Below are 12,436 nucleotides of genomic sequence, written 5' to 3' on the forward strand. Positions count from 1 at the left end.
CACTCTCTCCTCGCTATTCCATTTCCAGATGAATCTTGCTTCCCGCTCCCATCGGTTCCGCTGGAGTGACGACCAGCCTACGCGGCATCCGGACGCGAATTTCCGGGACGTGACTGATTACCCCTATCGTAAAGTCGTCCATGCGCAGACGCTCCAATGCATCCATCACTACTTCCAGCAGTTCAGGGTCGAGAGTCCCGAAGCCCTCGTCCAGAAAGAAGAACTCCAGACGTCCACCCCGCATTTGAATTTCCATCGAGAGAGCCAGCGCCAGTGATAGGGAGGTCAGGAATGTTTCTCCGCCTGACAACGTGCTTACAGGGCGGCGCATTCCTCCTGCTGCTTCATCTCGGAGCACAAACTCGCCTTCATCCCCGATTTCCAGCGCGTAGCGATTGGCGGTCATCCGCTTCAGGTGATAAGAAGCATCCCGAGCGATCGAAGCCAGCTTCTCCTCAGCGATAAACTGGACAAACGCTTTTGCTTCAAACAGCTTTTTCAGCTCTTCCAGACGGCTCTGCTCATCCTGCTGCTCTCCCAGCTGTACCTGCAGCAGCAACCATTTTTCGTGATTGCTCTCCATTCGGTCTACCTGTTCCCTCGCTACGGCAACCTGCTTCTGAACCTCGAGGAAGGTCTGCTCCCATGCCTCCCACTCCTGTTTGGCGAGCAAAAACTCCTCACTGGATACCGAGCGGCCAGCCAAAGACTGTACGAGCCGCTCCTCGTCATAGCGCTGCTGATCACGTGCCCGCTCAAAGGCTTCCACTGCGGAAACAGCCTCCTGCAGCTGATCGCGCTGCGCATACAGCTTTCGCACCTGCTCGGCGGATTCCATGCTGTTTTCCCGGAGAGCCTGCTGCATCGCTTCGTATGCTTCAGATCTTTGTCGAGTCAGGACTGCATATGCCTCTGTATGCTTCAACAAATTGTTTTGGACATTTTCTCGAACGGCAGCAGTCTCTTTCCGTTTCTCTTCTGCCGTGGCAACTGCCTGACGCAGCTTTGTGAGCGTCTCTTCGACCATTTGCAGACGCTCGCGTGCAGGCTGTCCTCCAGTTCGCTCCAGCCACTGCACATGCTTTTGCTCCCACAGCTTTTTGCGGTCGGCAAGCTTTTCTGCCGCTGCCGCCTCCCGCGCCTTGCATTCACTGCGGCGCGCTTTCGCCGAATCGCACTGTGCTGCAAGCGTCACTCGCAGCTGCTCTTTTTCGGCGCGAACACTCTGCAGGCTTGCCATTTTCCGGTCACGTCTGCCGATTTCCTCGAAGTGGCGCTCGATTTCCTCGATCAGCAGGTCTTTGCGTTTGGCATCCAGCTCTTCCGCCGCATACCTTACCTTTTCTTCCGCGACCTGCAGACGGCTTTTTCCGTCTGCGATCGATTTTTCCAGTTGCTCTACAATCACCGCGCTTCTTGCAAGCAGGCCTTTTTGTCCTGCCTCTTCCTCACGCAGTACCTCGATCTCTAGGGCAAGCTTTTCCCGCTCTTCTTTCAATCGTTCCCGCTCAGCCTGCTTTGCCAGAAGCTCTTTTTCCTCGTACTGGTACACACGCAGCAAATCTTCAAAAGAGTCCACCGCAGCCCAGGCTTCCCCGTTTTCACGGCACTCTTTTTGCAGTGCTTCCTCGCGTGCAGCCAACGTATCCCACTCGCTTTTCAAAGTGGTAAGCCGCTCTTCAAACGCTTTCTGCTCTACATGGGCTGTAAGCAGTGCTTCCTTGGCCGCCCGAGCCAAGCGTTCTGCTTCGCGCCACGCCTCTTCCGCTGCTTTCACGCGAGCACGCAGCTCATCGCCTTCCGAGCGTGCATCTTCCTGCCCCGTATGGTCTGTTTCCCCGCTCTTGTGGTGTGTGGATCCGCATACCGGACATTCATCGCCGTCCGCCAGACGCTCGCGCAAATAACGAGCCATGTTCTCCTGCTGCCAGCTCTCCAACGAGTCGCGCAGACGCTGGAAGCTCTCCTGCTGCCTTAGCACCTGCCCCTCTTTTGCCTCACTCTCGGCTTGCAGGGCGCTCCAACGGGCTTTAGCGAGCTGCTGCTCTGCCTTTATTCGCTCCCATTTATCCTTCCAGTCTGTTTTTTGCTGGACTAGCTCACGCCACTGCCGTCCAGCCTGCTTCATTTCGTTCAGGATACTTCTTGCCTGCTCCCATTCGCCATCAGTCATCGTCGGCTGGGAATCCGGCGAATTCCATCGCATCTTGGCCTGCTCGAGCTTTTGTGCACTTGCTTCCCATGCCGTGCGATGGTGCTGTGCTTTTTGCATCGCTTCCTGAAGCTGTCGTTCGGCGGCAGTCGCCTCGTCCAGAAGCTCCTGGCGCTTGGAAGTCTCTCGCTCCCACTGCTGTCTGGCTTCTCTCGCCGCTGTCACCTGATCGCGCCATTCTGGAGTAACTACAGCCTCTTTCATCTGCTCGTCCAGCCGCTTCCACTCCTGCTCCCAATTTTGGAGCGCTTCCTCGTCCCGAGCCAGCTGCTCCTCCGTCTGGTTTAGCGCAGCGATCATCTCGCCTCGTTCCCGCTCCAGACCTGTCCATTCTGCCCGGATCGCCGCGAGCTCTGCCTCCCATTCTTCCGCTTGGGCTAGTCTGCTCTTTTGCAGCGTCAAGTCAGGCTCCTGAGCCAAAAGAGATGCCTGTGCCTTCTGGTACTCCAGCTCAGCTGCTTCCGCCAGTACGCGGACGCTGTCCTGCTCCTCGCGGCTTCGCTCGACTGCTTGTCCTGTCGCGAGCCACTCCTGATCCAGCCTTTCCCACTGCTGCACATGCGGCCATACCCGAATACTGGACTCCCACCCGCGAATTTGCGTTTTCTTCGTGTCGATTTCAGGCTGCCTCGCGGTGTACTGCTCCAGCTGCTTGCGTACAGTATCCAGCTCCTGCTGCCATCGGTAAATCTGCTCCAGCGACTTGAGCTTTTCGGCCATCTCCCGCTTTTGCGAATGGAATTCCTGTTCTTTTTCTGCTGCATCCGTCCATGTCTGTCTGGCTGCCTCCAGCGCGTCATATCCTGCGTCGCCCAGAGCTGCGACCTCGAGCTGCAAACGGTGCAGCTGCTCCTTTGCCTGCTCCAGCGCATGACGAACGCGATCGCTCAGTTTTTCACCGTAAATATGCAGGCGGAACATCCTTTGGAGCATCTCGTTGCGCTCGCTGCCTTTCAGCGTCAAAAAGCGGGAAAACTGCCCCTGCGGCAAGACGACCGCACGCGTAAAGTCTTGCAGTGTCAGCCCGATCAGCTCCTCAACCGCTGCTGTAGCCGCTGTCGCTTTGGACTCGAGGACGACATCCGGTTCACCTGTCAGTGCTCCCGATTGGATCAAGCGCACTTCCGGTTGGCGCTTGTTTCCCTTTTTGTCCAGCCCAAATTCCCGCTCTACCGTGTACTGCTTGCGGTCCTCACCCTTTCCCAGCTCAAAGGTAAAGGAGACAAAGACGCGCTGCTCCAGCTGATTGAGAACTTCCTTGGGGTGGTTTCCTCCCCCCAGACGCACGACCTGTCCGTATAAAGCGAGCGTAATCGCGTCCAGAATCGTAGACTTTCCGCTTCCCGTCGGACCGAATATCCCGAACAGTCCGGCCTGGCACAGGATTTCGAAATCTACCTCCTGCAATTCCCGATAGCTGTGCATTCCAGAAAGCTTTAATCGTATTGGCCTCACTGCGCTTCCTCCTCTCCACCGGTTTCCGCAAGCAGCCGCTCAAACATCGCCACCAGACGCTCATCTGGCTGTGCTCCCCGTTTTCTTTCATAAAAGCGGCGGAAAAGCTGCTCCGGCGTCAGCTCAGCCAGCTCCACCCTCTCAGTCTCTTCATCCTGGCGGTCTTCCCTCACAACGACCCGCTGAATTTTGAGGAAATCATCGCTTAATTTGCGCAGACGCTGAAATTCTGCCGGGTCAATCACGTCAGATACATGCAGCTCCAGATCGATCCACGCCCCCGCATCTCTGCCCTCCGCGAGCCACTGCTCTACCTGAGAGATTCCTTCAGTCGCTTTCCAGCGTGCCAATGGACGACCGCTCGTCAAATAAATAATTTCCTCCTGCACCTCACTGCCCGGTACTACCTCGACCAAGACGACAGCTTTGCTCTGTCCTGCCTCAGAAAAGCTGTAGGATAAAGGAGACCCGCTGTAACGCACGAGTGGTTTTTCCCGCAGCTTCTGCAGCCTGTGCAAATGTCCCAGCGCCACGTAATCTGCTTTCTCAGGGAAAGCCATCGGCGATACGGTCATCGCTCCCCCAATTTGAATAGGTCGCTCCGAATCCGTCTCCAGTCCGCCCATGACAAATAGATGGCTCGTGACCAGGTTAACCGTATCGTCACGAAAATGGCGGGAAAGCTCCGTAAGTAGCTGCCCGATCCGCTCGGAAAAAGCGAGCTGCATCTGCTCTTGGGAGAAGCTCTCGGACAAAAGCTCCTTCAAGCGGGACTCCGATGGGTATGGCAAAGCCAGCACGACTGCGTGATGCTCGCATCCCGGCACCGCAAGCTCCAGCCAAGACGGACCGCCATCGACGATCCGCACGCGCCCCTCTACGGTCTCCTCAGGTGTCAGCGGCGATTCCTTTGGCAGACCCAGCAGGACAATCCCGTGCTTCGTAGCCAATGGCGCAGCCGCTCTCACTCGCTCAGGCTGATCGTGATTGCCCGCGATGACGACCACTCCCCTAGTGCCTTCCGCAGACAAACGTTCCAGCGCTTCGTAAAACAGCTCTTCCGCCCAGGCAGGAGGGTTTACGGAATCGTACACATCTCCCGCGATCAGCACCAGATCCACGCTTTTGTCATCCGCAATCTGGCACAGCTCGTCCACAAATGCAGCTTGCTCGATCCGGCGGTCCCTGCCTTCCAGCTGACGCCCGAAATGCCAGTCCGCTGTATGTAAAATGCGCATGCCCTTCATCCTCTCGTCACGATCATGTGTTTGCTTTTTTTATTGTAACAAAAGACAGCGAGGTGCGCGGTTGAAATTTACTCCACTTCGAAGTAACTTGGGAAACGAGCCCATGGAAAACCAAGCAGGAACCAGACCCAAAGACCGCGAAACCCATTCAAGCACAACCTGTCGCAAATGCAGAGAACTTCCGCCTTGTGATGGAATTTTTCCGTCATCCACACCCCCAGAGCAATCGCCTTTATCTTTTTGATCCCGGAAAGGAGCTCCTTTTCCCATGATTCAATACACCAATGATCGTGTCACTGTTTTTCAAAGCGCCCTGTTCCAGACAACAACAACCGTCATCTCGTTGGATGAGGGGATAATCGTCATCGACCCAACCTGGCTCCCCGGTGAAATCCAAGAAATACAAAGCTTCGTGCAATCGATTCGCGGTGACAAAGAGCTATACCTGCTGTTTACTCACGGAGACTTCGACCACATCATTGGCTACCGCGCTTTTCCTGATGCCAAAACGATTGGCAGCTACGGTTTGCAGCACCATCCCAAAAAGGATTACAAGCTGCGGCTGATTCACGAATTTGATGCGACCTATTATTTGAAGCGCGACTATCCGATCGAATTTCCCACATGACATCGTCATCACGGAGGAATACCAGCAGGTCACGCTCGGTTCCACGACCTTGCACTTCTACCTGGCACCCGGTCATTCTGCAGATGGTCTATTCACCGTTATCGATTCGATCGGTGTCTTCGTAGCTGGCGACTATCTTTCCGATTTTGAGCTGCCGTTTATTTACGACAGTGCCAAAGCTTATAAAAGGACAATAGAGCTCGCCTCGCGGATCATCGGCGAGCATCGCATTTCTCTTCTCATTCCCGGTCACGGGCAAGCAACAGATGACGTGGCTGAGATGAAGCGCCGCGTTCATCTGTCAGCGGATCATTTGGAAAGATTGACGCAGGCTGTCATCGCAAATGACGAAGCCACGCTTTCCACCCTGGAAAAAGAACACGCCTTCTTCTCTCCTACCACACAGGAGTCTCATCAGGAAAATGTTCGCATCATCCGCCTTGAGTACACAGACAATCGCTGAACGAAAATACAAAGCCGCTTACCTGTTAACGAGGCAAGCGGCTTCTTTCGTGACTTCTATTTTCCCTACTGTTTCTTTCTTGGTATCTTCAAGCGCGGTGATTTCAGCGACTGCAGACACATGTAGCAGATGACGCCGAACAAAATCGTAATGATCATCGAGTGCAGAAGCGTCGCGTACAGATGCAGCTGGAACAAGACAACGAAACCACCGCTGAACACCTGGAGGACGACAAGCACGAAAGCGATAACGCTAGCTCCGTACAAATCACGGCGCGTTTCTTTAAAGTGCTTTACTGCGTAGATCAGGTTGATCAGCATCAGGATCAAGAGCAGCATCGCTCCCAGCCTGTGCGCAAAGTGGATACCCGTCTGTCCCGACAGCTCTGGAATCAGCTTGCCCTGGCACAACGGCCAGTCGCTACATGCCATACTGGAGCCCGTATGCCGTACATAAGCGCCGAGATAGACAACCCCGTACGCGTAAATCGTTACGCCCCAGATCCAATTGCGAAATCCTTTCGGAGCCTCGGCTTGTACCATGCCCTCCATCCGATCCCGCTGCAAGACGAAGCCTGTCAGCAGAAACACGCCGGTAAACGCCAGCAAAGAGAAACCAAAATGGAGTGCAAGAACTGCTGAGGACTGCGGCCAAATCACGGCAGAAGCACCGAGAATGGACTCCAGTACAATAAAAAATATACCGAACAGGGCTAGATTGCGAACCTCTTGATTGCCCCGATAAAAGCGCCAGCACATGACCGAGAAAAGCAGCACGATGATGCCGGCAATACCCGTAATCAGGCGATGCGTATATTCAATGATCGAAGCTAACGTATACTCCGGGACCCATTTGCCGTTGCAAAGTGGCCAGTCATTTCCGCATCCCAGACCGGAATCCGTCTTGGTTACAAGCGACCCGGCTACCATGACGATAAACATGACGAGAGTAGCAAGAACGGCGAGAGGCTTCAGCCATTTTTCCATAGTGAATACACCCTGTTTCCTGTGAGGATGGAGGTCTGTCGTGCGTAAGACCTCTTGCGTTTGTCCTCTCTTACATTAATGAAACATCCCCTGCTAAGCAAGGGATGTTCCGTGAACATTTCGTGAGTGATATGTGTCAATAATAGTGCACCATGGTGCTGATGACGATGGCTGCACAAAAGACAGTCAAATACAGAATGGAGTAGCCGAAAAGCTTGCGTGCCCACGCCAAATCATCCTTGGCACGGAAGCCTTGGAACAGAAGCACCATGTACACGATGCCCATAATTCCCATGACGATCAAATAAACGTAGCCTACGCTTCCGTGAATGAAGAGCAGAAGAGACGCTGGGAACAGGACAGAGCCCCACAGCACCATTTGACGCTTGGTTTCTGCAAAGCCTTTCACTACTGGCAGCATCGGCAAATTCCCTGCGCGATACTCTTCGGTTTTCAGCATAGCCAGCGCCAAGAAATGCGGCGGCTGCCACAAGAACATGATCAGGAACAGCAGCCATGCAGCGGGATCCATACTGTTCGTAACCGCTACCCAACCGATAACGGGCGGAGCTGCACCGGAAATACCGCCAATGACCGTATTCAACGTTGTAACACGTTTGAGCGGTGTATAGATCAGCACGTAAAAAATATGTCCGATCAATCCCCAAACCGCTGCCAACGGGTTCGCGAAGACTGCGAGAACAGCCAGACCCGCGAGCAATAAGCCAATCCCTACCAGTAATGCATTCCGAGGGGAAATGCGCCCGGTAGCAACCGCCCGGGTTTTGGTACGCTTCATTTTCAAATCGAGTTCGCGATCATAAAAGTTGTTTAACGCCGCACCAGACATGATCACCAAAGCGGTGCCAAGCATGGTGAGGATCGCCAGTTTCCAGTCTGGAAAACCGAATGATGCCAACCACAGAGCAGAAAAAGTGGTCATCAGGTTGGACATGGTAATACCAGGCTTTGTCAGTTCTAAGTAGTCGCGCCATGTTGCCTGTTGTACCGATTGCGCCTGCAAGACAGTATCAGCTTCAAGCGAATCTTGCATCGTTACTCGCTGATCCACAGTTTGTACCTCCTGTCTGAATCTATCTGAACATCCGAATTTGCAATAGACAAACTAACTTTCATTGTAGCCAATGCCCGTAAAGCAAGTCAACTTGCCGGGTGTACTTCCATTACCTTCCAAAGATAACGTCAAGCACGCCAGCCGTCTCCCCACCCGGGTAAATCAAGTAAAGCAGTGTGTAGACGGTAGCACCTGTAATGGCTGTAACAAACCAAATAATCGACGTCCACGGACCGATCTTTCTATGCTTTGCAATCTCATTTTTGTACGCGAATCGCAGCGTAATCAATCCCATCACTCCCCCTACCGTTGCCAGGGTAATATGGAAGATCAGGAAGGTTTGATAGATCGGCTTGAGACTATCCGGTCCACCGAAATGCGTGTTCCCTACAAAAGCCGTACGGGATACGTAAGTAATGAAGAAGATCGTCGCACAGATGGCGGCCCACTTCATGATTTTCATATGCTTCTCAATTTGTCGCTTCGCAACCGCGTACCAGCCAAAAGCAACCAGGATGCCGCTAATGACGATAAACGATGTACTTATCGTAGGCAACAAGATGGACATTTCTACACCTCATTCACGTAATTACGTCTCTTTTTCAAACGCTGCCATCTTCTGCAGCAGGCGATTTCATTATAAGGGAGGCAGACTGCTGTTCCATAGGAAGATCGTCCTGCTTCTCCTGTTTATACCAGTTGTAGAAGACGTAGGCAAGCACAGATCCGTAAACAAGCTCTTGGACAAGCTTCATGATGATTCCGCCCAGTCGCTGATCACTGAAGGTCGTCAGGCTTTCAAACAGTTGAGGTGCCTGCATGTACGTAGTATACAGCGGGTTCTCTGCGAAAATAATCAGCGCACAGGCTGGCGTGATCAATACGCCATTGGCGAAGATGTACGTGAGCTTTTTCAATCCCGCCAGTTGCTTTTTACTATCGGAAAGCGGGCTGACAATCGGCCACCACATCGCAAAGGCAGCTAGCAGCAGCACAATATGGTAGACGGACATCCATTCATGGTTCTGGGACGCAGCGTCAAAAATGAATGGAACATGGTAGAAAGAGAACAGTGTATTGAACAACAGGGCAGCCACCAACGGGTGCGTCACGAGGTTAAGTATAGTCCGCATGACCTTCGGCTGAAAAACCCTCGCCAGGAGCCACTCTGGAATGGCCAACAAAACAAGCGGTGGCAATGCAAAATAAAGAATCGATTGCTGTAGCATGTGAAGACTAAACAGGTAATGATGGCCGTAATAACTGATGGGACTCCCTTGTGCCGCATAAAACAGAATCAACGCAAATACAAACAAGATTTTTTGTCTCGTTGATGCCGGTTTGGCATGGGCAAGCTTTTGGCGAAACGGACCCGTCAATAAAAAATAGGCAACCGCAAAGAGCAAGGTCAGCAACATGACATCCGGACTCCATAAGTCGGAAAAGGTCGCGCCGCCTGCTCCTGATGGCAAACCATGCAGGTGCTGCTGATTATCCATGAATATCCTCCCTTCATACTAGAAAGGGTCCCTCTATACATTCTCCATTATACCGTTGAACCCAAGTACTTTCTCGACTAAAAATGAACAAAGTGTTGACAAATACCTAGGACGAGCTGTGGCAATAACTTCAAGACCGATAGGAACACCTCTTCCCTATGATAAACTATAATTGGACAAAACGATCATTTAGGGGCGGTTATGATGGATCCTCTGAAAGTGAATGATGCCATTCGCTATTTCCCCTGCTTCTCGGCACTCTCTCCCACGGATTGGTCACTGGCGGAAACCGTTCGTGTATCTCCCTCCACCCTGCATCCCATAACGACAGGGCATTATTTGACGCATGCAATCTTTATCCTGTCAGGCTGTATTCGAATCTATAAAATCGGTTCTTCTGGAAGAGAAGTGACACTCTATCGCGTTCGGTCGGGAGAATGCTGTGTGCTCATGATGGCAAGCATTTTGGGAGAAATGGAGTACGAAGCCTCCGTAGAAATTGAGACAGATACCGAGGTGCTGCTTTTTCCCGTTGAGTCTTTCAGAGAATGGATGAATGATTACAAACCGGTTAGACAGTATGTTTACAGACAGTTCATGGACAGGTTTACACATGTATCTAGCTTACTTGAGCAGATTGCTTTTGGCTCCGTCCGTGAGCGTATCGCGACTTATCTCATCTTGCGTCAAAACGAGCTGCGAACTGCCTCAGAATGGATTGAGACTACGCACGAGCAAATGGCCATTGAACTCGGCACAGCCCGTGAAGTAGTTAGTCGACTGTTGAGAGATTTTGTGCATGATGGCGCCATTATCGTGCAGCGAGGAAGAATAGCTGTAACCGACTCCAACAAATTACTTTCTTATACATCGCCTCTGTGACTTTATCACGGAAACCTCCTTTTCACATCGATACAATGATCATGCTAGAAGTTCACACTCGATAAGGAGGTATTTCTAATGAGTCACTATTACCACCAAGATGACCTGAAAAAGATTCCTGAGCTGGTGCAGCTTGCCCCTCGTGCTTCTTCATCCTTTTTGGCATTTGAACAAGAGGTCTATACGTCCACGGGAGCGATTCCGTTAAAGACTAAGGAGCTTATAGCCGTCGCCGTTGCGCATGTCACGGGTTGCCCCTATTGCATCGATACGCATGTTCAAAGGTATAAGGAATTAGGAGGTACGCCAGAGGAAATCGTGGAGGCCGTGCTTGTCGCAGCTACTACCAGAGCTGGCGCGGTCCTCAGTCATGCCACACAAGCCCTGATCGCCTTCAACCGCCCTCACCCCCTGCGAACTATAGAGGGAAATGGTAGCACGGGGCCTGAGTGTTTTTGTTAAAGAGTTCTCATAACCGACAAAGAAGGGCAATCCCGAGTAGACCAGCTACTCTGGGATTGCCCCTTTCTTGTATTTCGTTTATTACAGTCCGAAAGATACGAACTTCGTTTCCAAATACTCATCCATTCCGAAGTGTCCGCCTTCACGACCGATTCCGCTCTCTTTAAAGCCGCCGAATGGTGCTTGCGTTTGTGTTGGCGAGCCGTCGTTGATGCCGACGATGCCGTACTCCAGCAGCTCAGCCATACGGAAGCAGCGGGAATTATCGCGAGTGTAGACGTACGCTGCCAGTCCATAGCGGGTATCGTTTGCCTGTTTTACCACTTCTGCTTCATCGGTAAAGCGAACGATTGGCACTACCGGACCAAAGGTTTCTTCGTAGGAAATTTTCATTTCATCGGTTACGTCTGTGATGACAGTTGGCTCGCAGTAGAAGCCTTTCGCATAATCGCCTTCTGTCATGCGTGCGCCACCGTATACGACTTGGCCGCCTTTTCCTTTTGCGTCTTCGATGTGCTCCAGAACCTTGTTCAGTGCACGTTCGTTGACGAGTGGACCGATTTCGGTTTCTTTTTGACGACCGTCGCCTACCTTTGCCTTTTTCAGACGCTCAACCAGCTTCTCTGTGAAGGCATCTGCTACATCGGCATGCACGTACAGACGGTTGGTGCAAATGCACATTTGACCGGAGTTGCGGAATTTGCTCTCAAACAGACCTTTTACCGCTGCATCCAGATCCGCATCAGCAAATACGATGAACGGGGCATGACCACCAAGCTCCATGCTCACGCGCTTCACTTGCTTCGCTGCACCTTCCATCAGGAGCTTCCCTACGCGAGTGGATCCGGTGAAGCCGATTTTGCTGAGCTTCGGATTGTTGATGAACTCATCTCCGATTGCTTCCGGCTTTCCGATGACGAGGTTTACGACACCCTTTGGAAAGCCAGCTTGCTCGATCAGTTCAAACAAGCGGATGGCAGACAATGGTGTGCTTTCAGCTGGCTTCAGTACGACTGTGCAGCCTGCCGCAAGCGCTGGAGCGATTTTACGCGCTACCATGTTCACCGGGAAGTTCCAAGGAGTAATGGCACCCACCACACCGACAGGCTGGCGCAGAACCATGATGCGTTTGTTCGCTACCGAAGATGGGATGGTTTCGCCGTATACGCGCTTCGCTTCCTCAGCATACCAGACGAAGTTGTCAGCTGCGCCGAGCACTTCCCCTTTGGCTTCACCGAGCGGTTTTCCCATCTCAGCGGAGATAAGACCAGCCAGCTCATCGCGGTGGCTTTTTACGAGCTCAGACAAGTTGTACAGATACTTGGAGCGTTCACGTGCTGTCAGGCGAGACCAAGTGCCAAATGCCTCATGTGCTGCATCGATTGCCTTTTTGGCTTCGCGGCCGTCCCCAAATGAAACGGACCCGACGGATTCTCCTGTTGCTGGGTTGATGATCTGAAGGAATTCTCCGCTTTCAGCAGATACCCATTCCCCATTGATATACATTTGCTTGCTCTCTCCCATGAC

General features: G+C 52.5%; 11 protein-coding genes. 4 read left to right on the forward strand and 7 right to left on the reverse strand.

The window, feature by feature from the left end; all coding sequences use genetic code 11:
* Nucleotides 1-13: 13 nt before the first annotated feature.
* Together EDM55_RS19270 and EDM55_RS19275 are read right to left on the reverse strand one after the other, a co-directional pair.
* Complete coding sequence (locus tag EDM55_RS19270; RefSeq protein ID WP_122961118.1) at nt 14-3,667, reverse strand: AAA family ATPase; 3,654 nt, start codon at nt 3,665-3,667, stop codon at nt 14-16.
* Entirely contained in the window at nt 3,664-4,905 is a 1,242-nt protein-coding gene (locus EDM55_RS19275; RefSeq protein ID WP_092273619.1) for an exonuclease SbcCD subunit D, read from the reverse strand. Before EDM55_RS19275 ends, EDM55_RS19270 begins: the two co-directional genes overlap by 4 nt.
* 277 nt (nt 4,906-5,182) lie before the next feature.
* Between EDM55_RS19275 and EDM55_RS31075 the strand changes: the two genes are divergently transcribed.
* Together EDM55_RS31075 and EDM55_RS31080 are read left to right on the forward strand one after the other, a co-directional pair.
* Nucleotides 5,183-5,542 (forward strand): MBL fold metallo-hydrolase, encoded by a 360-nt coding sequence (locus EDM55_RS31075; protein WP_246070891.1) that lies wholly within the window; start codon nt 5,183-5,185, stop codon nt 5,540-5,542.
* Between the two features lie 49 nt (nt 5,543-5,591).
* On the forward strand, nt 5,592-6,005 hold the full coding sequence (locus EDM55_RS31080) for an MBL fold metallo-hydrolase (RefSeq protein ID WP_246070890.1): 414 nt from the start codon (nt 5,592-5,594) through the stop codon (nt 6,003-6,005).
* Between the two features lie 65 nt (nt 6,006-6,070).
* Here the strand turns inward: EDM55_RS31080 and EDM55_RS19290 are convergent, their stop codons facing one another.
* The 4 genes from EDM55_RS19290 to EDM55_RS19305 all read right to left on the reverse strand — a co-directional run bounded on the left by EDM55_RS19290 (nt 6,071) and on the right by EDM55_RS19305 (nt 9,565).
* A complete protein-coding gene (locus EDM55_RS19290) occupies nt 6,071-6,991 on the reverse strand; it encodes a COX15/CtaA family protein (RefSeq protein WP_092273627.1) in 921 nt (306 codons plus the stop codon).
* A 136-nt stretch (nt 6,992-7,127) separates the two neighbouring features.
* Nucleotides 7,128-8,063 (reverse strand): heme o synthase, encoded by a 936-nt coding sequence (gene cyoE / locus EDM55_RS19295; RefSeq protein WP_092273630.1) that lies wholly within the window; start codon nt 8,061-8,063, stop codon nt 7,128-7,130.
* Nucleotides 8,064-8,175: 112 nt separating this feature from the next.
* Complete coding sequence (locus EDM55_RS19300) at nt 8,176-8,634, reverse strand: DUF420 domain-containing protein (RefSeq protein WP_092273633.1); 459 nt, start codon at nt 8,632-8,634, stop codon at nt 8,176-8,178.
* Nucleotides 8,635-8,668: 34 nt separating this feature from the next.
* Entirely contained in the window at nt 8,669-9,565 is an 897-nt protein-coding gene (locus EDM55_RS19305) for a cytochrome c oxidase assembly protein (RefSeq protein ID WP_092273636.1), read from the reverse strand.
* A gap of 201 nt (nt 9,566-9,766) precedes the next feature.
* On the opposite strand from EDM55_RS19305, the gene EDM55_RS19310 reads away from it, so the two are divergent.
* The gene (locus EDM55_RS19310) at nt 9,767-10,447 is read left to right on the forward strand and encodes a Crp/Fnr family transcriptional regulator (protein ID WP_259676099.1); all 681 of its coding nucleotides are present in this window, start codon (nt 9,767-9,769) and stop codon (nt 10,445-10,447) included.
* A 78-nt stretch (nt 10,448-10,525) separates the two neighbouring features.
* A complete protein-coding gene (locus EDM55_RS19315) occupies nt 10,526-10,909 on the forward strand; it encodes a carboxymuconolactone decarboxylase family protein (RefSeq protein ID WP_122961120.1) in 384 nt (127 codons plus the stop codon).
* Nucleotides 10,910-10,990: 81 nt separating this feature from the next.
* Here the strand turns inward: EDM55_RS19315 and EDM55_RS19320 are convergent, their stop codons facing one another.
* The gene (locus EDM55_RS19320) at nt 10,991-12,433 is read right to left on the reverse strand and encodes an NAD-dependent succinate-semialdehyde dehydrogenase (protein ID WP_122961121.1); all 1,443 of its coding nucleotides are present in this window, start codon (nt 12,431-12,433) and stop codon (nt 10,991-10,993) included.
* Between the last annotated feature and the right edge of the window lie 3 nt (nt 12,434-12,436).

This window comes from Brevibacillus centrosporus (genome assembly GCF_003710815.1).
In the GTDB taxonomy this organism is placed as follows: Bacteria; Bacillota; Bacilli; order Brevibacillales; family Brevibacillaceae; genus Brevibacillus; species Brevibacillus centrosporus.